The sequence below is a fragment of the Gemmatimonadaceae bacterium genome, assembly GCA_035606695.1.
GTDB lineage: Bacteria > Gemmatimonadota > Gemmatimonadetes > Gemmatimonadales > Gemmatimonadaceae > JAQBQB01.
The window spans coordinates 51322-70957 of the sequence record DATNEW010000027.1 but is presented as its reverse complement, the minus strand read 5'-3'; the positions used below and the strand labels follow the sequence as shown (position 1 = coordinate 70957).

At 66.0% G+C, this 19636-nt stretch carries 17 protein-coding genes; 6 read left to right on the top strand and 11 right to left on the bottom strand.

Features of this window, described 5'->3' with window-relative positions; all coding sequences use genetic code 11:
* Window positions 1–42: 42 nt before the first annotated feature.
* Genes VN706_13595 through VN706_13585 form a run of 3 tightly spaced genes read left to right on the top strand, consistent with a single transcriptional unit; the run spans window position 43 to window position 4059 of the window.
* Complete coding sequence (locus VN706_13595; GenBank protein HXT16666.1) at window positions 43–681, top strand: polysaccharide biosynthesis/export family protein; 639 nt, start codon at window positions 43–45, stop codon at window positions 679–681.
* Window positions 678–2720 (top strand): Wzz/FepE/Etk N-terminal domain-containing protein, encoded by a 2043-nt coding sequence (locus VN706_13590; protein ID HXT16665.1) that lies wholly within the window; start codon window positions 678–680, stop codon window positions 2718–2720. Before VN706_13595 ends, VN706_13590 begins: the two co-directional genes overlap by 4 nt.
* Complete coding sequence (locus tag VN706_13585) at window positions 2701–4059, top strand: O-antigen ligase family protein (protein HXT16664.1); 1359 nt, start codon at window positions 2701–2703, stop codon at window positions 4057–4059. The genes VN706_13590 and VN706_13585 overlap by 20 nt, the downstream gene beginning before the upstream one ends.
* On the opposite strand, the gene VN706_13580 is transcribed toward VN706_13585, so the two are convergent.
* The 7 genes from VN706_13580 to rfbB form a co-directional block, all read right to left on the bottom strand.
* Complete coding sequence (locus tag VN706_13580; protein HXT16663.1) at window positions 3974–5035, bottom strand: glycosyltransferase family 9 protein; 1062 nt, start codon at window positions 5033–5035, stop codon at window positions 3974–3976. The two genes, VN706_13585 and VN706_13580, sit on opposite strands and share 86 nt — an antisense overlap.
* 12 nt (window positions 5036–5047) lie before the next feature.
* The gene (locus tag VN706_13575; protein ID HXT16662.1) at window positions 5048–7615 is read right to left on the bottom strand and encodes an SLBB domain-containing protein; all 2568 of its coding nucleotides are present in this window, start codon (window positions 7613–7615) and stop codon (window positions 5048–5050) included.
* Window positions 7616–7680: 65 nt separating this feature from the next.
* Window positions 7681–8520, bottom strand: coding sequence for a phosphatase PAP2 family protein (locus VN706_13570; GenBank protein ID HXT16661.1), 840 nt, complete (start codon window positions 8518–8520; stop codon window positions 7681–7683).
* The gene (gene rfbD / locus VN706_13565; GenBank protein HXT16660.1) at window positions 8517–9404 is read right to left on the bottom strand and encodes a dTDP-4-dehydrorhamnose reductase; all 888 of its coding nucleotides are present in this window, start codon (window positions 9402–9404) and stop codon (window positions 8517–8519) included. The genes VN706_13570 and rfbD overlap by 4 nt, the downstream gene beginning before the upstream one ends.
* Before the next feature lie 25 nt (window positions 9405–9429).
* Window positions 9430–9981 (bottom strand): dTDP-4-dehydrorhamnose 3,5-epimerase, encoded by a 552-nt coding sequence (gene rfbC, locus VN706_13560; protein HXT16659.1) that lies wholly within the window; start codon window positions 9979–9981, stop codon window positions 9430–9432.
* Window positions 9981–10856: a glucose-1-phosphate thymidylyltransferase RfbA gene (rfbA, locus tag VN706_13555; GenBank protein HXT16658.1), complete on the bottom strand. Its 876-nt coding sequence runs from the start codon at window positions 10854–10856 to the stop codon at window positions 9981–9983. The genes rfbC and rfbA overlap by 1 nt, the downstream gene beginning before the upstream one ends.
* Window positions 10853–11911 (bottom strand): dTDP-glucose 4,6-dehydratase, encoded by a 1059-nt coding sequence (rfbB, locus tag VN706_13550; GenBank protein HXT16657.1) that lies wholly within the window; start codon window positions 11909–11911, stop codon window positions 10853–10855. Before rfbB ends, rfbA begins: the two co-directional genes overlap by 4 nt.
* Window positions 11912–12035: 124 nt before the next feature.
* Between rfbB and VN706_13545 the strand changes: the two genes are divergently transcribed.
* Genes VN706_13545 through VN706_13535 form a run of 3 tightly spaced genes read left to right on the top strand, consistent with a single transcriptional unit; the run spans window position 12036 to window position 15482 of the window.
* Window positions 12036–13172, top strand: a complete 1137-nt coding sequence (locus VN706_13545; protein HXT16656.1) for a hypothetical protein — start codon at window positions 12036–12038, stop codon at window positions 13170–13172.
* Window positions 13169–14350 carry an aminotransferase class I/II-fold pyridoxal phosphate-dependent enzyme gene (locus VN706_13540; protein ID HXT16655.1) on the top strand — a complete coding sequence of 394 codons (1182 nt, stop codon included), beginning with the start codon at window positions 13169–13171 and terminating at the stop codon, window positions 14348–14350. Before VN706_13545 ends, VN706_13540 begins: the two co-directional genes overlap by 4 nt.
* A 1-nt stretch (window position 14351) precedes the next feature.
* A complete protein-coding gene (locus tag VN706_13535; protein HXT16654.1) occupies window positions 14352–15482 on the top strand; it encodes a glycosyltransferase family 4 protein in 1131 nt (376 codons plus the stop codon).
* Here the strand turns inward: VN706_13535 and VN706_13530 are convergent.
* Genes VN706_13530 through VN706_13515 form a run of 4 tightly spaced genes read right to left on the bottom strand, consistent with a single transcriptional unit; the run spans window position 15428 to window position 19605 of the window.
* Window positions 15428–16318 carry a lysylphosphatidylglycerol synthase transmembrane domain-containing protein gene (locus VN706_13530; protein ID HXT16653.1) on the bottom strand — a complete coding sequence of 297 codons (891 nt, stop codon included), beginning with the start codon at window positions 16316–16318 and terminating at the stop codon, window positions 15428–15430. The genes VN706_13535 and VN706_13530 overlap by 55 nt on opposite strands.
* A complete protein-coding gene (locus tag VN706_13525) occupies window positions 16315–17031 on the bottom strand; it encodes a polysaccharide deacetylase family protein (protein HXT16652.1) in 717 nt (238 codons plus the stop codon). The genes VN706_13530 and VN706_13525 overlap by 4 nt, the downstream gene beginning before the upstream one ends.
* Window positions 17028–18650: a capsule assembly Wzi family protein gene (locus VN706_13520; protein ID HXT16651.1), complete on the bottom strand. Its 1623-nt coding sequence runs from the start codon at window positions 18648–18650 to the stop codon at window positions 17028–17030. The genes VN706_13525 and VN706_13520 overlap by 4 nt, the downstream gene beginning before the upstream one ends.
* A 34-nt stretch (window positions 18651–18684) precedes the next feature.
* Window positions 18685–19605, bottom strand: a complete 921-nt coding sequence (locus VN706_13515) for an NAD-dependent epimerase/dehydratase family protein (GenBank protein ID HXT16650.1) — start codon at window positions 19603–19605, stop codon at window positions 18685–18687.
* Between the last annotated feature and the right edge of the window lie 31 nt (window positions 19606–19636).

Below are 19636 nucleotides of genomic sequence, written 5' to 3'. Positions count from 1 at the left end.
ACGTGCAGACAACGGGCACGAATGCATAAAGTGTTAACTGTCTTGGTCATAGCCACCCTGGCTATGGGCAGTGCCGCCCATCCCGCACCGCTGGGTGCGCAGCAGCCGGCTCAACAAGGCGACTCCGTTTCCGCGGCAGTTCGCCGCGCGGCGAACGCGCTCGTGCAGCCGGGCGACCGGGTGTGGCTCCACGTGTGGCGCGAGCCCAAGCTCAGCGACACCGTCACGGTTGATGAGCGCGGCCAGGTGCTCTTGCCGAAGATTGGCGTCGTCAACGCGTCGTCAATGAGCATCGCCGCGTTTCGGGATACTGTGCGCGGCCGCTTCGCGGAGTTTTTTCACGATTCGCCGATCGACCTGATCGTACTTCGGCGCATCGCCGTGAACGGCGCGGTGAATCGCCCGAACATCTACTTCGTCGACGTGACGACGACGCTGCGCGACGTGATCGCGCGCGCCGGCGGAGTCGCTTCGGATGGAGACGAGAATGCGGTCACGGTCATTCGTGACGGCAAGGCAACACGCGTGGTCGATTGGCAGAGTGATTTCTCCACGAAGTCCGACCTCTACTCGGGCGACCAGGTCGTCGTCGGCCGAAAGAGCTGGATCAAACAAAATCTCATCTCGGTACTGAGCCTGCTCACCGTCGTTTCGTCACTCGTCATCGCGGCGCGCCGATGAGCGCAACGACCGCCGCCGACACGATCGATCTTGCCGACGTCGGTCGCGCGCTGCGACGCGGCTGGCAGGCCATCGTGCTCTTCGTGGTGCTGGGCGCGCTGGCCGCCGTCGCCGTCATCGTCTTCGCGCCGCCGAAGTTCGGCGGCGAAGCGAGTCTCGTGCTGAAAACCGGCGGCGACGCGGGCGCATCCGTGCTGTCGCGCTTGAGCGGCGGCCTGAGTGACGCGGGCGGCATGTTGTCCGGGGCGCTCAAGTCGCCGATCGAAACGGAGATCGCGATTCTCGACAGCCGCGCCGTCGCGGGGCGCGTGGTCGATTCGCTGCTGCTTCAGGCGCGCGTCGTCGAGCCCCGTGGCACACCGACCAATCGGCTCGTTGCGTCCTACGCGCTCGCGCCCTCGTTTGCGCCGCGGAAGTACACGTTCACGCGCGCGGGCGATGGCAGCTATCTCGCCGTGACGAAAGGCGACAGCGCGAAGCTCATGCCGGGGGTGCCGGGCAAGCTCGCCATCGGTCAGGTGACGTTGATGCCGGGAGTCACCGCCCCCTCGCTCCAGCTCGAGTTTCGCGATCACGAGGATGCGATCGCGCGGCTCACGAAGCATCTGTCGATCGACAAGGCGGGCGGTGAAGTCGCCAAGATCGGCTATCAGGGCGACGACTCGATCAGCGCCGCGGCGGTTCCGAACGCGCTCGTCGCCATCTATCTCGCGCGCCGCACGACGACGGATCGCGGAGTCAATCAGCATCGCGTCGAGTTTCTCGAGGCGAAAGCGGATAGCGCGTCGCGCGAGCTCGCGGCGGCAGAGCAGGCGCTGCGCCGGCAGCAGGAAGCGAGCGGTGTGATCGACCCGCAGGTCGTCGGCAAGCTCGAGCTCGAACGCGCCGTGCAACTTCGCGGCGCGCTCACCGAGATCCGCGTCGAGGACGGCGCCATCAAGCAGTTGATGCAGCAGGTGAAGAGCGGCACCATTCGCCCACGTGATCTCGGCGCCTATCCCGCGTTCTTGAAAAGCGCCGGCGTGAACGAGTTGCTCAGCCAACTGACGCAGGTCGAGACCGACCGCTACAAGCTGCTCGAGAGCCGCACCGAAAAAGATCCCGAAGTCATTGCGCTCACGCAGAGCAGCAAGAGTCTCGAAGGGCAGATGGTGGCGATGGCGCAGACGTATGCCACGTCGCTCGAGCGGCAGGAAGCGGACTACCAGACCGAGCTGGATGGACTCACGCAGAAGATCGCCGGACTGCCCGCGGTGTCGCAGTCGGGCCTGCGGTTGCAGCGCGACGTGTTGCGTCTCGGAACGATCTACGCCGGCATTCAAGCGCAGCTCGTCGGCGCGCGACTCGCGGCGATCGAGGAAGGCGGCGACGTGCGTGCGCTCGACGTCGCGACGGTGCCGCGCAAGCCGGCGTTCCCGGACCCGGTAAAGACGGCGGGATTCGGGATCGGCGGCGGTCTTGGCGCCGGTCTCGTGGCAGCACTTCTTCTCGGCTTGCTCGGACGCTGGATGCAGGATCCGCGTCAGGTCGAACAGACGACGGGCTTTCCGGCGCTGCGGTTCGATTCGGCGATTCCGCTCTTCATCGGTACCGACACGGCGCAGACGATTCTCGTATTGCCGATCGATCCGCGCGCGCGCGCGGAGCCGGTGGCGCGGCAGATCGCACAAACGGCGCTCGCCCGCTCGATGTCGGCGACGGTGCTCGACCTCTCGTCGCTCGACGTTGCGGCGCAGCCGCTGCGCTTGAGCGCCACCTCGAACGGCAACACCAACGGCGGGAATGGCGCTATCGACGTGAACGCATCGATCGAGCGCCTCGAGCAGGAGCACTCGCTCGTCGTCGTGCAGCTGCCGAGTCTCGGATCGGCGGCGACGATCGCGGCGCTCAGGCGCTCGCGGCCCGTCGTGCTCGTGGTGCCCGAACGGCGCATCGATCGCGCGGAGCTCATGGGTGCGGTGCAAACGCTCAAACGTCTCGACATGCCGTGCGCCGGCATCGTGCTGAGCGGAAACGCCAATGGCGCTCTCGCGAACTGAGCTTCCGACGGCGCCTGCGAGCTCGTCTCGACGCGCGTCCGCAACGCTGACGAGTTTCGGGCCGGCCACCGTCGTTCGCGGGGTCAGGCCCAGCCTGATCATTCAGGCCATGCTGCTGATGTTGTTCATCGCGAACCTCGGCCGCATTCCGGTGTTGTCGACGGGCGAACGGCAGGCACCGATCCTGATCAACGATTTGTGCGTGGCGTGCATCATCGGCGTCGCGGGTCTCGCTAGTTTGCGTGCGCGTTCGCTGCGGCTGGATTCGGTGGCGCTTTTGACACTGCTCTTCGCGTGCGTCGGTGCCGCGTCGGCGGTGCTCGCCATTCCGCGCTTCGGGCTGTCGGGGTTCGAGCTCGTGGTGAGTCTCGCGTATCTCGCGCGCTGGATGTTCTACGCGGCGGTGTACGTCGCGATCATCAACACCGTGCGCCGAGAGGAAGCCACCGCCGTGTGGAATGCGGCCGAACACATGCTGCTGCTCTTCGCGGTATTCGGAATCTTTCAAACCGCGTTTCTGCCGGGATTCGCGCAGATGGTCTATCCGGATTCGCGCGCGTATTACGACTGGGACATTCAAGGTCGCCGGTTGGTGTCGACGGTGCTCGAGCCGAACATCGCGAGCGCCATGCTGCTGGTCGGCTTTCTCGTCGCGCTCGGGCGTCTCGTCGCGGGCGCCAAGGTCGCGCACTGGAAGTTGCTCGTGCTGTTCACGGCGCTGGTGCTCACGCTCTCGCGCAGTGCGGCGCTGGGACTCATCGTCGGGAGTACGGTGCTGCTCATCGCGCGCGGTTTGTCGAAGCGCATGCTGCGGCTCGTTGTCGCGATCGGCGTATTGGTGCTTGCCGCCGCGCCGCTCCTGCTGAAATTCGCGGCGCAGTACGGAAAGCTGAAGTTCGACGCGTCCGCGGCGGCACGCCTGGTGAGCTGGCTGCATGCGTTCGAGGCGTTGCGCGATCATCCGATCATCGGCGTCGGGTTCAACACCTTTGGTTACGTGCTCGAGCGGGCCTACGGCGTCGAACGATTCGGCGCGGCGTCATACTCGAGCGACGGCGGCCTGTTGTTCATCGCGGCAATGACGGGCCTGGTCGGCCTCGCGGTCTACTGTTGGATGCTGCTGCAGATCATCAAGCGGTGCCGCAGCATCTGGCGCGACCCGCAGACGACGGCCGACGAGCGCGGCTTCGCGATGGGCGTGGCCGCGTCCATCTTCGCGGTGTGCGTCCACAGCCTGTTCGTGAACAGCCTCCTCACGCCATTCGTGATGGAGCTGCTCTGGGTGCAGTGGGCGCTGGTGTTCGTGCTGACGCGTCGCTCGCCGACAAGAGCGTCATAACCGCGTCGACGACCGCGGGCACGGTGATGCTCGCGACGCACGCGTTGTTGCTGCAGCGCGCGAACTCGCGGCCGTCGTAACACGGGCGGCAGGCGAGATGCTCACCGCCCCACAGCACGATCGTCTGCTCGTCCGCCACGATGAAATGCGACGGCGGTGTCGGTCCGAACAGTGCGACGAGCGGCGTGCGCACGAGGCGCGCGAGATGCATCGGCCCCGTGTCGTGCGAGACGACAGCGCGCGCCGCAGCGAGCAGCGAGAGCGTTTGCGGCAATGTCAGCTGCCCGATGCGATCGTCCACCGGAAGGTCGTCGAAATACGGGCGAACCCATGCGTCGTCACCGTTGCCGACGAGCGTCACGGTGCGGCCGCGCGCAACGAGCTCGCGCGTGAGTGCGACGTACGATTCAATCGGCCAGCGCCGGAGCGCGCTTTCGCGGAGTACGTTCTTCGCGCCGCCAGGTACGATCGCGATGTCGGTTTGGTCGCCCGCAGCCACGCCGACCCGCGCCCGCGCGAGCGGCCAGTGACCGGCGATCGGTCCAACGTTCTCTGCCTCGTCGAATAGACGGGCGTATTCGTCGCCGAGGAATCGCCCGGGCACGGGGTTCATCGCGGGGCCAATGCGCCGATCGAGCATGACACGCGGCGACGTGACGAGCGGCAGCGTGAGCGCCGCATATCGCGCGTCGACGTGCACCACGAACACGCGCGTGAAGCGCGCAAAGCCGATCGATCGCCAGGCGCGGATCAATTCGGCGAACCGCTGAAGCGCCGATCCGCGAAAGAGGCGGTGTTCATTCACGGCGACGACGCGCGTCACCCCCTCGAGCATCTCGGCGAGCGGCGCCGCGGTTTCACCGCTGACCCACGTGACCTCGGCCGCGGGCTGCTCGGAGCGAATGCGGGCGAGCAGCGCGCTGGCCATGACCACATCGCCGATGCCGGCGATGCGGACGATCAAATACCGCGGCACTTTAGGCGTCGGTCATCTCCTGAGAATGGCGGCCAGACCGATACCGGCCGAGAGGACGGACGCGAGGCCGGTGAAGAAGCCGGCATAGTCGAAGCTGTGATCGCCGGCCGACAGCGGGACCACCACAGTGCTGCCCGGCTCCGGTTGAGGCGTCGAATGATAGATCAAAAAGTGGCGGTTACGGCTTTCGACCTTGCCATTCGGCTGGCGGACGTAGGCGCGACCGACGTCGGACTTCGCGGTGCCGCCGCCAGCGGCGCGAATGTAGTAATCGAGATCGGCGCCCGGCACATAGGCTACCGCGACAGGCGAGTTGACCTGGCCGCTCATCTGCACCACGCCGGTGAACACCGGAACGATGATCGAGTCGCCGTCGGCCAATTGCAGATTGTCCGGTGCATTCGCGTCTCGCATCACGAGACCGAGATCCAGACCGATCCGCCCCACGCTGTCGCGTTGCCGATAGAACGACACGCCATTCGCGTACGCGTCCTTCGTGAGACCGCCGGCGCGTTCGATCAGCTCGCGCAGCGTTTCCGTTTTCTTCTGCAGTGTGTAGCGACCGGGATACTTCACTTCGCCCGAGATGCTGACGGTGCGCTGCAGCGCCCAGTCGGGCTGGCGAAGAATGAGGATGTCGTCATACGGCTGCAGTTGAACCTCGGGCGCGCGCGCCACCGGCGCCGGAATTCCGGGCGGAGCAACGTAGCGGCCGTCGGCCGTGCGGTCGAACAGATAGCTCGAGTCGAGCGGAACGCGCGTGGTTTTCGCCGTCACGCCGCCGGCGCGATTCTCGGGCATTCGCGCGACTTCGGCCTGCGTGAGCAACGCGCCTTCCTCGAGCCCGCCCGCGAGCAGCACGGCGTCGCGCATCGTCATGTTTTCGCGATACTGATATCGGCCCGGCTTGCGAACGGCGCCGCTGATGTTGATGTAGCGCTTCGAGCGGAATTCCGGCGTCGAGAACGTTCGTATCTGATCGCCGTCGGCCAGCGTGATGTCGTTGACGACCGCACCGGTGGTATCGCGCAGCTGCGCCGTCAGCATCTCGTAGGTCGAGTCGGGGCGAAGCCGCGATATCTGCACGGTTCCGAGATAACTGTCGGGCTTGAGCCCGCCCGCGCGGTGCAGCGCGTCCGACAACCGCATACCGGGCACGAAGCCGACGTCGCCCGGACTCCAGACATTCCCTTCGACCTTGACCCGCGCGGCGACACGCTTGGGAATTTCACCGACGCGCACGACGTCGCCATCCTCGATCCACGTTTCCGCCGCCGGATTTCGTCCGAGCGCCTGCGGCGGCACCTCGATCACGCGGCGGCTCGAGCCCAGGCTCGGGCGTTCGTTCGGGGGAAGTATACGTTCGATCTGAACGCGCGCCGGATCGGCGGTGGCGGTGAAGCCACCCGCCATCTGTACGAGATCGCTAATGGTCTCGCCCGCCTTGAGCTCATACGTGGCGGGACGGAGCACCGCACCGACGACGCGCGCGCGCGGACCGTGCGGCGGCACGAACACGACGTCGCCGCTCTCGAGACGTACGTCGTGTGATGCGTCGCCGTGGACGAGATAGTCGTACACGTCGAGCGTCCCGACGGTTGCCGTCCCGCGGCGAACGATGACGTTGCGCAGCGAGCCGGTTTCGGTGGGACCGCCCGCTTTGTATAGCGCATCCATGACCGAGCCGGCGCGCGAAACCTGGTACGCGTTCGGCTCGGTGACTTCGCCCGTCACGATGACGCGATTGGTGCCGACCTTGCTGACGTTGATCGAAAAATGAGTCCGCGCGTCCGGACCGCGCCGGATTCCCGAGTACACGCGACCAAGCCGCGTGTACAATTCGTCCTCGAGCTGCGCCTTGGTGAGATTCGCGACGGGCACCTGGCCGACGTTCGGAATGACGACGAATCCTTCGCGCGTCACCGTGAGCGGATACGAGGTCTCGACGTCGCCGGTGAGAATCAGCACTAACTGATCGCCCAAGCCAAACCGGTAATTATCATCGACCGGACCGGCGGTGTTGGCGTCGAACTGCGTCGTTTGGTTATGGAAAAAGTTCAGACCAAAGACCGTAAATCCGCTGTCGGCGATTTGCGCTCGCCCGCGCGACCTCAGCACGCGGCGCATCGCATCGGCAATCGTGTCGTTCTGGGCCGCCAGGGTCAGCGAGTCCATGAACGCGGAGTCCAGCTTCGATTTGAAGTTTCGGCGTCGGGTCGCGACGCGACTCAGTGAATCCGTCGTGGTCGTATCGCTCAGCCCGAGCAGGCGCATCGCGGCGAACACGTCAGCGCTCGGCACGGCTGTCGAGTCGGCCTTGCCGCCCGGCATGTAGGCGTCGAGCAGACTGTCGGGATAACCCTGGGCGCGCAGGCGCTCTTTGATTTGGTCCGGAGTGAGTCCGCTCGCCGCAAGCTGCGCCTGAAGCTTTCCGACGAGATCCGGCCGGTTCTGAAGCATGGCCTGGGCGTCGGCCGGAGACGGCGGCTTCGTCGGCGTTTGGGCCGACAGCCGATGCAGCGGATGGAAAAGAATGAGAGCCGCGAGCACGAGCCGCGCGGCGAGTCGTCGAAACGTCATAACAGGAACAAGCAAAGGAGGTTACAGCAAGGTGCGCCGACCGAGCTAGGAATAATGCACAGCGATCAACGCAATAGGAATCCAGAGCCTATCAGCAGGCCGACAGCGGCGCCGGCCAGGACGTCGATGCCGTAGTGGAACCCTCCGTACACCGCGCCGAGCGAAAGGAGCGCGGCGCAGACCGACACCACGATGCCCACGGCTCGTTGGCACCGAAGCGCCACTACGGCCTGCGTCACCGCGACGGCGACATGGGACGACGGAAAGGCAGCACCGCGCGACGAGCCTGCCGCGAGAAGACGCAAGGTGAATCGGCGCACCGGACCATCTGGAATGCCGGCGGGCGGCGCCCACGCGAAGCGCGGTCCTTCCACCGGAAAGACCACGAATACCGCGAAGCACACCGCATAGGTAGTGACGAGCGCGGCTGTGGTTCGGTCAAACGCCGGCCGCTGGCCGCGCAGAAACAGCAGCAGCGGCGGCAGGTAGATGACGGGGTAGTAGGACAGGTACGCGAGATGTAAGAGCTCGCTAATACCACGATACGGATAGCGGCCGGCGAGTGTCGCGGCGGGCGATTGCCCGAAGACGCCCCCCTCCCAACCCTGCACGACACCATCGTGCATCCGGCCGTCGAGCCCGGCGATCAGCGTGGGAAGCGACGCGTACAACACGGGCACCGCCAGCAGCGGAAGCCACGCCGCGGCGGAGCTGTTCGCGCGCCTGGAGATGAGCATCAACGAGATCGCGAGCAAAACGACGTGCGCCACGGCGAACGGCCACGCACCCTCGCCGCGTACGCCGCCACGAATCGCCGGGACGACGGTCGCGGCGAGATAGACGGCGAGAATGCGCAACGCGAGCGGCGCCGGCGCATTCGTGTCGCGCGCGCCGGACACGGTCACGTTGCGGCGAGTCCAAGCTCGCGCAGCACATCCGCGAGCTGCACACGCCAGTCAGGCAGCTCGAGTCCGAATGTCGTTTGAAGCTTGGTGTTGTCGAGCAACGAGTACCGCGGGCGCGCCGCGGCCGCTCCGAATTCGTGCGTGCTGATGGATTCGACGTTGGCGCCGACACCGGCACCGTCGAGAATCGCGCGCGCAAAGTCGAACCAGGTGGTCGATCCCCGGGCCGTCATGTGATACACGCCGGAATGCGCCGAGATGTCGTTGGGTGAGGCGGTGCGTTCGAGGATCGTGACCACGGCAGCCGCGATCGCCGCCGCCGAGGTCGGCGCGCCGGTCTGATCGCCGACGACGCGAAGCTGGCCGGTCTCGCGCGCGCGGCGCAGAATCGCGAGCAGGAAGTTGCGGCCGCGTGGCGCGTAGACCCAGCTCGCTCGGAAAATGAGATGCGGCGCGCCGGACTGCCGCACCGCTCGTTCGCCCGCGAGCTTCGTTCTGCCGTACGCACCCAGCGGCGCCGGTGCGTCGGATTCGACGTACGGCGTGGCACTCGTTCCGTCGAAGACATAATCGGTCGAGAAATGAACGATCGCCGCGCCGATCGCGTGCGCCGCGGCGGCCATCGCGCCCGGAGCGACCGCATTTACCCGATGCGCCGCCGCCTCGTCGGACTCCGCGGCGTCTACGGCGGTGTACGCGGCGGCATTCAATACCAGCCACGGCTGGTGTTGCGACACAGCCTCGCGCACCGCTGTCTCGCTGTTCAGGTCGACGCTCGCGCGATCCGGCGCGACGACGTCGTGCCGCGCCGCGAGCCGCTCGTACAGCGCGTCCCCGATCTGACCGCTGCGGCCGAACAGCAGGATGGGGCGGTGGCGGCTCACGGCGGCGGTGTTTCCAGAATTAGTATTAACAATCTGGTAATTCCGGAGGCGCCAGCTCGCCAAGGCGGCGGGCCGATGCATCGCGGGGCGCCACGAGCGTCGCCCGCCCCGGCCACGCAATCGCCAGCTCGGGATCGTCCCAGCGGATCACGCGCTCGGCCGCGGGATCGTACCGCGTCGAGCACTTGTACGCCACCACGGCAAAATCGCTCAGGACGAGATAGCCGTGCGCGAAGCCAGGCGCCACCGACAGCTGGCGGCGATTTTCCGCGGTCAGCGTCTCGCCCACCCATTGCCCGAACGTCGGCGATCCGCGCCGCACGTCGATCGCGACGTCGAAGATCTCGCCTTCGAGCGCGTACACGAGCTTGTGCTGTCCGTTGGGATGCTGAAAGTGCATGCCCCGCAACACACCACGGCGCGAATGCACGACGTTGTCCTGCCGCCACTCGGACGGCAGTCCCAGCGCCGCATATCGCTCGAGCTCCCATGCCTCGAAGAACAACCCGCGATCGTCGTGGAACGCTTTCGGCTCGATGACGAGCACCCCGTCGAGCGCCGTCGCGCGTGCGTCCATCAAACCAGCGGCGACTGGTGCAGCATCTGGAGCAGATACGCGCCGTAGGCATTGCGCATCGGCCGAGCGAGCTGCTCCACGCGTTCGGCGTCGATGAACCCCATGCGCCAGGCGATCTCTTCCGGACACGCGATCTTGAGCCCCTGCCGGCGCTCGATGGTCTGAATGAACGCGGCGGCCTCGTGCAGCGACTCCGGCGTCCCCGTGTCGAGCCACGCCGCGCCGCGCCCGAGCACTTCCAACCGCAGCGTTCCGCGCTCGAGGTACGTCCGGTTGACATCAGTAATCTCTAATTCGCCGCGCGCCGAGGGCTTGAGATGGCGCACGACGTCCACCACGTCGTTGTCGTAGAAGTACAACCCGGTGACGGCGAAGTTCGACTTGGGCTGCTTCGGCTTCTCCTCGATGCCGATGATCTTGCCTGAGGCGTCCAGTTCCGCCACGCCGTAGCGCTCGGGATCGTGGACGTGATAGCCGAAAATGGTCGCGCCGGATACCTGTCGCGCCAGCGTCTGCAGGCGCGCCGACAAACTCTCGGAGTAGAAGATGTTGTCGCCCAGGATCAGCGCGCTGTCGTCGCCGCCGATGAACTCTCGGCCGATGATGAACGCCTGCGCCAGGCCCTCCGGCGCCGGCTGTACCGCGTAGTGAAGGCAGATCCCCCACGCCGATCCGTCGCCGAGCAGCGCGGAGAACCGCGGTGCGTCTTCCGGCGTCGTGATGATGAGAATGTCGCGCAATCCCGCGAGCATCAGCGTCGACAAGGGATAGTAGATCATCGGCTTGTCGTAGACGGGCAGCAGCTGCTTGCTCATGATGCGCGTCATCGGATGCAGCCGCGTACCCGCTCCGCCGGCGAGAATCAGTCCTTTCATCGCATTCCCACCGTGCCCAGACGTTCGCCACGATACCGCGCGCGGTGAATGCGCTCGGCCCAGTCGCGGTTGGCGAGATACCAGCGCACCGTATCGCGCATGCCGGAGTCGAAGTCGTGGCCCGCCTTCCAGTCCAGACCGTGCTCGGCCGACGATGGATCGATCGCGTACCGGCGATCGTGGCCGGGCCGATCGGTCACGAACTTCAGCCGCTCGTGCGGAGCGCCTTCGGGACGGAACTCGTCGAGCGCGGCGCACAGCGTGTGGAGCAATTGCAGGTTCGTCCGCTCCGCGCGGCCACCGAACAGGTAGGTGCTGCCAGGCGTGCCGCGCGTCGCGGCGAGGAGCAGTCCCGCGGCGTGGTCCTCGACGTACAACCAGTCGCGCACGTTCAGACCGTCGCCATAGACGGGAATCTCTTCGCCGGCGAGCGCCCGCTGGATCGCGAGCGGGATGAGCTTTTCAGGAAACTGGTACGGCCCGTAGTTGTTCGAGCAATTGGTGACGATGACCGGCACGCCGTACGTCGCATGCCACGCGCGCGCGAGGTGATCGCCGGCCGCCTTGCTCGCTGAATACGGCGAGTTGGGCGAGTATGGCGAGTTCTCGGTGAAGAGGCCGTCGTCATGCAGCGACCCGAAGACTTCGTCGGTGGACACCTGCACGAATCGGAATCGAGCGCGAGCCTCGCCCGACAGCTCGGCCCAGTAGCGACGCGCCTCGTTCAGCATCACGAAGGTGCCTTGGATGTTCGTGTGCACGAACTCGCCGGGCCCGTCGATCGAGCGGTCGACGTGTGACTCGGCAGCCAGGTGGATGATGGCGTCCGGCTGCAAGTCGGCGATCGTGCGGCGCACCAGCTCGGCGTCGCAGATGTCGCCGTGCACGAACTGGTAGAGCGGGTGATCCTCGACGTCGCGCAGCGACTCCAGGCTCGCGGCGTACGTGAGCTTGTCGTAGTTCAACACGGTGAAACCGGCCTTCACCGCCTGACGCACGACGGCGGATCCGATGAAGCCTGCCCCACCGGTGACCAGCAGCGTTCGAATGCTCAATGTGGCTCGATCGTTGAGGAATGAGCGATCGCTCGAGCCCAAATTAAGATTGTGAGCCGTACAGGACCAGCCGCACTCGGGACGGGGGCCTATCCAGAGGGACGTCGCGTGTTAGATTCGCACCGTGGCATTGGATATCGTCTCTGTCGACTCCTCGCGTGATCTGCGCCGGTTCATCGGGCTGCCGTGGCAGATCTACAACCCGGTCGATCACCCACAGTGGGTTCCGCCGCTCCGCATCGCGGTTGCCGATGCGTTGAGCAAGAAGAACCCGTTCTACCGCACGGCGGACCGCCAACTCTTTCTGGCGATGCGCAACGGCAAGCCCGTCGGCCGCATCGCCGCGATCGAAAATCGCGCGCACAACGACTTCCACAAAGACAAGGTCGGCTTCTTCGGCTTCTTCGAGTGTGGGCAGGATCAGGAAGCGGCGAACGGACTGTTCGCTTCGGCCGCGTCCTGGTTGCGCACGCGCGGGCTGGACACCGTGCGCGGGCCGATGAATCCCTCGACGAATCATGAATGCGGGTTGCTCGTGGACGGATTCGAGCAACACCCCATGATCATGACGACGTGGAATCCGCAGTACTATTCCACGCTCATCGAGAACGCGGGATTCACCAAGGCGAAAGACCTCATCGCCTACTATTTCGGCATGGAAGGCGAGCACCGGTTCGAGCTGCCCGAGCGCGTTCGCCACATCGCCGAGCGCGCGTTCAAGGGCAAGAACCTGGTCTTCCGGGATCTCGACCTCAAGAACTTCGGCGCCGAAGTCGAGCGCTGCTGGGAGGTCTATAACTCAGCTTGGGAAGCGAACTGGGGATTCGTCCCGATGTCGCGTGAGAGCTTCCAGCACGAGGCGCAGGTCCTCAAGTACCTCATCTGGCAGCGGTTCGCGTTCGTGGCGGAAGTGAACGGCGAGCCGGCGGGCTTCATGATCATCGTGCCCGACTACCATCGCGTGTTCAAGCAGATCGGCAACGGACGACTGCTTCCGACGGGCATTTTCAAGATCCTGGCCGCCAAGACCCGTCTCAAATCCTGCCGGATCATGATCCTGGGCGCCAAGCCGGAGTATCAGAATCGCGGGATCTTCGGACTGTTTGCCGACGAGATGTACCGCCGCGGCAAGGAGGAGGGGATGATCGGCGGAGAAGCCTCGTGGATTCTCGAGGATAACGACAAGCTCAATCGGCCCTTGCGGGGGATGGGCGCGACGGAGTATCGCCGCTGGCGCATCTACGATCGAGCGGTCGGATGAGCATCCTCAAAAAGTGCGATGGCTACACGCTTGCCCGGGAAACGCAGGCGGCGGGGATCTATCCCTGCTTCATGCCGATCGAGCAATCCACCGCCACCGAGGCGCTCATCGGCGGTGCGTGGAAGATCATGGTTGGCTCGAACAACTACCTCGGGCTGACGCATCATCCGCGCATTCTCGAGGCGGCACGAGGGGCGCTGACGAAGTTCGGCAGCGGATCCACCGGAAGTCGTCTCCTCAACGGAACGCTCGCGCTGCACGAGACACTCGAGCGGCGGCTGGCGGCGCTCTTCCACAAGGAGGACGCCATCGTCTACTCGACCGGCTACCAGGCGAACCTCGGCATCATCGGCTCGCTCGTCGGACGGGACGAGCACGTGTTTCTCGATCGCTTGAATCACGCGTCCATCGTGGACGCGGCGCGCCTGTCGTATGGTCAGATTCACCGGTTTCCGCACCATGACGCGGCGGCGCTCGACCGCCAGCTGGGAATGGTGCCGGCGCATCAGGGCAAACTCGTCGTGACGGATGGTGTGTTCTCGATGGAAGGCACCGTCGCCGAGCTCCCGGCGATCGTCGCCGCCGCGAAAGCGCACGACGCGACAGTGCTCGTCGACGAGGCGCATGCCGTCGGTGTGTTCGGAGCGAATGGCGCCGGCACCGCCGAACACTTCGGACTCTCCGATCAGATCGACTTGATCATGGGCACGTTTTCGAAGTCGCTCGCTTCGATCGGCGGCGTGATCGCCGGTCCGGAGTCCGTCATTCACTGGCTGCGGCACCATAGCCGGCCATTCGTCTTCACGGCGAGCATGCCGCCGTCGTCCGTCGCGGGCGTGCTGGCGGCGCTCGACATCATGGCGGAGGAGCCGGAGCGCCGCGAGCGGCTGTGGTCCAATACCCTTCGCGTCGCCGAGGGCCTGCGCTCGTTGGGCTTCGAGGTAGGGCCCGGTGAATCGCCGATCATTCCCGTCGTGATCGGCGAGCTCCTGCCGACGCTCCACGTCTGGCGCACGCTGTTCGACGCCGGGGTCTTCACGCATACGATCGCGCCACCGGCGGTAGCCGCCAACTCGTGCCGGCTCCGCGTGTCGATGACGGCCGAACACTCCGATGAACAAGTCGAGCGTGTGCTCGAGGCGTTCGCGCGCGTCGCCAAGTTAGTGGTCGCCGCGTGACGTGAAAGTCGCGCTGGTCTGCGACTGGTATCGCCCGCGGATCGGCGGCATCGAGCTTCACCTTCAGGATCTGGCGAAACGTCTCGTCGACGCCGGACACGACGTCGTCGCCATCACGGCCACGCCCGGCGAGCCGGTGTGTGACGGCATTCGCGTGCGGCGCATCGATGCGCCGCGCGCGCCGCGATTCGGCTTTCTCATCACACGAGCCGGCATTCGCGCCGTCGGCCACGCGATCGCCGACGAGGCGCCCGACGTCGCGCACTGCCACGTCAGCATCGTTTCGCCCACGGCACTCGGCGGCGCGCTGCACAGCGTGCGGCGCGGCATTCCCACCGTGCTCACGTTCCATTCAATCGTCCCGCAAACACCGCTCCTCGCGCGCGCAGTCGGTACGATGCTCGGCTCCGCGCGATGGCCGGCGGTGTTTACCGCGGTGAGCGCGCGCGTCGCCGGCGAAGTGCAGCCGTTCGCGGGAGAGCGCGAAGTTTCCGTGTTGTCCAACGGCATCGACGCGAAGGCATGGCGAACGGCGACCGTGACGAGCCCCGACGGCCGGCTCGAGTTGATCAGCGTGATGCGACTCAATCCGAAGAAGCGCCCACTCGCGCTCGTGCGCATGCTGCGTGACGTACGCTCGCGACTCGGCGACGACTTTTCCATTCGACTGCGAATTGTCGGCGACGGGCCGGAGCTCGGCGCGCTTACTCGAGCGGTGTCGCGGGCCGGCCTCGAGCGGCACGTCGAGCTGCTCGGCCGATGCAGCCGCGCGCGCATTCGTGAATTACTCGCCGAAAGTCATGTGTTCGTGTTGCCGACGGTGCGCGAGTCGTTCGGGCTCGCGGCGCTCGAAGCGCGATGCGCCGGAGTGCCGGTCGTCGCGATGGCGGCGTCCGGCGTCGCTGAGCTGATCACACACGGACGCGAAGGCTTGTTGGCGCAATCCGACGAAGAGCTCGCGGCGCACGTTGCAGCGCTCGCGCGCGATCGCGGTCGGCTGCGCGAGATGGCTGAATTCAACGCGCGCACAGCGCCCCCACATGATTGGCCGCGCGTCATCGACACGCACCTCGCTGTTTATCGCGACGCGATCGCGCTGCGCGAGAAAGTGCGCGCGGAAACGAACGAGTAGCCGACGCCAACGGCAGGCAGCAAGAACGCGAGATGCTGCACGATGGCGAGACTCAACGCCTGCGCGGGCCCGAGTCCGAGATAGCGATACGCCAGAAACACAGCGGCTTCGTACGTGCCGAGGTTGCCCGGAGCAACCGGCAACATCGTGGCGAGAATGAGCGCCGCCAACACGAGCAGCGTGCCGCCCGGCGATATGGTGACGCCGAACGCGCGCTGTACGGCGACGATTGCCAATAGTTCGATGCCTTTCATCGCCGCGATGTAGGCGAACGCGCTCAACGAGCGGCCCGCGTCCTTGAGAAGACTCAGCTCGCGCGCGCGGCGCGACATCACCAGCAGCGCGACCAACCACACCGCGACGCCGATCGAAGCCGTTGCGACGCCCGCGCGCATCCACGTCGGCAACGGATCCATCGCCGCGACGCCGAGGAAGATCGTGACCTTGATCAGCCCCTCGCCAAGTTGATCGAGCGCGAGCACCGCGAGCGCGCCGCGCATACTGAGTCCCGCGCGCCGATTCAACAGTGCGACGCTTGCGGCGTGGCCGCCGCCGAACGGCACCGTGTTCATCAACGACGATGCCGTTGAGACAATCTCGAACATCCGGCGGAGCGTGACGCGCGGCTCGCCGTGCGGAACGAGCGCGCGCCAGAAACCCGCCCAGCACACCAGCACCGCGGCATTGGCGGCGAGCGCGGGAATGAGCCACCATGGATTCGCGGCCGCGAAGACCGCGCCGGCGTGCGACCAGTCGATGGTTCGCGCGCACAACACCACGAGGACCGTCGCGACGATCCAGGCTCCGACGACCGCGAATCGTCGCGCGGTGCTCACGCGCCCAGTTCTCCCATCGTCACGAAGCGCGCGCCGCGTGCGCGGTACTTGTCGAGCACCTCGGACACGCACGCGAGGGCGACGTCGCCCGTCTTGAAGCGGCAGTCCAATCGGAGTTGCTCGTGACGAAGATCGACGAATTCCCACGGATGCACGAACAGCACGACCGGCGACGAGAGCAGCGACAGATATGCCGCACGCAGCGGCCGCGCGATGCGCAGCACCGATGACGTTACGGACGCGGGAATGCGCGTGAGTCGCGTCGTCGCGCGGTCGCGATAATACGCGAGTTTGTATCGCGCATGCGAGGAATCGAGTCGAAAACCATTCGCCTCGAGAATGGGCAAAAACGCCGCCGGAAACTTGAGATACGGCGCGCGAAACGACGTCACCGGCGCGAAGCGCCGAAGGATTTGCGCGGACTCTTCGATTTCGCGTCGCGCTTCATCGGCTGAAAGCTCGGTGAACGCGCGATGCGTCATCCCGTGACACGCGAGCTCGTGTCCTTCGGCGACCAGTCGCTCGATGTGCGACGGATACCGCTCGGCGACTTCGCCGGTCGTGAACAACGTCGCGCGAATGCCGCGCGCGGCGAGTGCGTCGAGCAGCTTCGGCAATCCATGCTCGACACCGCGAAAGCCCTGAAGAAACGGCGGACAATCGGGTTCGAGATCGATCGTGAACGCCACCGTGAGCGCTTCGTGCGCCGTCACGGCCGAAACTCCACCTGGATCTGCGCGAGCGCGTTGGTGCGATCGTGACCCGCGACGAAGGCATAGTTGATCGCGCGCTCCGCGGCCGCGCTCATGCGCCAGCCAATGCGGGCGTCGCGACGCGTCGGAATCCATGTGAGCGTCGCACGCGTTCGCTTCTCACCCGGGCGTTGCTCGATCAGCACGAAATGGAAGTTGCGATCGTTGGGCTGGTCGGCTGTGCCGGCGTAGCGATTTCCGGAACGGATCTCGAACGCTCCCTCCAACGCGAGTGTGCCGAAGCGCTCGCTCTCGCCATCGACCGCCACGGTGCCGGCGTTGCCGCGCGGACCGAGCGGGTCGCCGAGGAGTGTGCCGTTCAGCGCGTAACCGCTCGTGAATTGCGTGTGGGTGTAGTAACGAATGCCGGTGAGATGATATTCGGCCCGCACACCGAGACGCCCGCACTCCAGCAGGCACGACATCGAGACGCCGGCCACGACGCCGCCGTCGGAAAACAGCGAGCTCCCCAGCCGGCGCGCGTCGAAGTCGTCGTCCGCGGCATTGCCATAGATGTCGAGGCCACGCGCGCGCGGAATCCGAAGGCGCACGTCGAAGCCCGCGAACTTGTTCGAGAAATCGGTATTGCCGGCGCCGTTGCTGAACAGGTTCCGAAGACCGCCAATTGGCGGCACCAGGTCGAGCGCACGATCGACGAAGCTCGCCGCCGGCCCGCCGTCGCCCCCCGTCTGACTCTCCACGTGCAACGCAAACTCGAAGTTCGGATGTGGCAGAATCGAGACTTTCCAGCCCGCGAGCTTGGCGTGCGGAAAGTTCTGATGCGGGCCAAGATCGGCGACGAACAACGTGCCGCGCATGGGCCCGAGCCAGCCGAAAAACGGGAGCCGCGCCGGCCGATCGTTCGTGATCGTCAACGCGTCGAGTGCGGGCGCGTTGGTGGAGACCACCGACCCGCCAGTCGGCGATTCTCCGAACATTTCATAATCTCGCGCGAGCTGCACCACGAAGTTGCCGAACTCCCCGCGCGCGCCGCCCGATTGCAGCGCGAGCTGGCTCGTCGCACCGTCGCCGCGACGCGCACCGACGCTGAAGATCGGCGCGGCCCATACGGCGAGATGACGTCCCACGTTCACGGAATGATGCGTCTCGACAATCGTCGTCGAGCCGTCATACAGGGGACGCCCTTCGCGATACGACGTCAGCGGATTGATGCGCGCGTCGATCGAGCCGTTCAAATCGCTCGGCGCCCGTCGGTCGGGACTGTCCATGACCGACTGCTCCACGTCCGCGCGATCGAGATAGCTCGTCCCGTACGACGCGATGCGCGCGAGATCCGCCGCGATGACCTGGCGCATCCATTCACCACCGCCGCTCGGCCCGCGCGTCGCGAGATTGTTCTGCGCTTCGGTCAACAGCCGAATGATTTCGCGCCGCGAAAACGGGCGCTGGCCGAGCACCACATCGTCGATGACGCCGATCGCGGCGAGCCGCTCCACGTCGCGATACACCCGTTCGAGTGGATCGATCGGCGGTGATGCTTGCGCGCGCAGCGTGCCCGCCGCGGCGAAGCCCAGCAGCATGGTGGTCGCGCCGCACGCACACCGGCGAGTGAATCTCATGGATGCAGAATTTCGAGAATGATCAAAGATCGAGTCAGAGCCAACCGGCCTGCCGGTACCAAACGTAAGTCTCGCGGAGCCCGTCATGAAGCGAGACGGCCGGGCCAAATCCAAGCTCGCTTCGCGCGCGCGCATTCGAGCAGATCCAGAACGGAGCGCGGCTCAGCGCGACTTTCTCCGAAGTCAGCAATCCGGCGCGTCCACGAATCTTCGCGATCACGTCGCCGAGCGCCGCCCCGAGGCCGACCACCGCCGACGGTATCTCGGCGTCGGCGGCGATCTCGCGACCTGCTGCGTTGGCCGCGAGTGCAAACAGCCCACGCCACTGTACTGGTTCGTCGTTGGCGATGAAGTACGTGCCGCTCTCCGCCGCGGGACTCGTCGCGGCGCAGAAAATTCCGTTCGCGACATCGGTTACGTGCGCGATCGAAATCCAATGCTCGCGGTTCCCTGGATGAATCGCGATGCCGTGACTCGCAAATCGGAACAGCGCGAGAAAGTCGCGATCGCGCGGGCCGTACACGGCCGCCGGCCGTACGATCGTCCACGGAATCGCCGACGATCGCACACGGGACTCCGCCGCGAGTTTGGCGCGGCCGTACGTCTCGATCGGCGCGGGCGCGTCGTCTTCGTCGACGGGAACGTCTCGAGACGATGCGGGCCCGGCCGCCGCTTGCGAGGACACGAAGACGAATCGTTCGACCTTCGCCGCTTCGGCCGCGCGCAGCGTCGCCGCGGTCAGGTCGACGTTGGACCGCACGAGACCTGCGCGCGTCGCCGCGCGGGTCGCGCCCGCCGCGTGGACGATCACATCGGCGCCGCGCAGCTTCTCGGCCAGTCGACCGTGCTCGTAGTCTGCGCGAACGACCGGACGCGCTTCGGACCCGGCGACGGCGAAGCGCTCGCAGAGATGCCGGCCGATGAACCCGTTGGCGCCCGTGATGGCGACGATCATTCCGTAGGTTCGCGTACGGACGGGGCCATTG

Bases quoted from the DNA above. Each gene is read 5' to 3' on its own strand.
- VN706_13590 (HXT16665.1), top strand. From the start codon at position 678: ATGAGCGCAACGACCGCCGCCGACACGATCGATCTTGCCGACGTCGGT.
- rfbC (HXT16659.1), bottom strand. From the start codon at position 9,981: ATGGACGCACGCGCGACGGCGCTCGACGGGGTGCTCGTCATCGAGCCG.
- VN706_13515 (HXT16650.1), bottom strand. From the start codon at position 19,605: ATGATCGTCGCCATCACGGGCGCCAACGGGTTCATCGGCCGGCATCTC.
- VN706_13575 (HXT16662.1), bottom strand. From the start codon at position 7,615: ATGACGTTTCGACGACTCGCCGCGCGGCTCGTGCTCGCGGCTCTCATT.
- VN706_13540 (HXT16655.1), top strand. From the start codon at position 13,169: ATGAGCATCCTCAAAAAGTGCGATGGCTACACGCTTGCCCGGGAAACG.
- rfbA (HXT16658.1), bottom strand. From the start codon at position 10,856: ATGAAAGGACTGATTCTCGCCGGCGGAGCGGGTACGCGGCTGCATCCG.
- VN706_13520 (HXT16651.1), bottom strand. From the start codon at position 18,650: ATGAGATTCACTCGCCGGTGTGCGTGCGGCGCGACCACCATGCTGCTG.
- VN706_13585 (HXT16664.1), top strand. From the start codon at position 2,701: ATGGCGCTCTCGCGAACTGAGCTTCCGACGGCGCCTGCGAGCTCGTCT.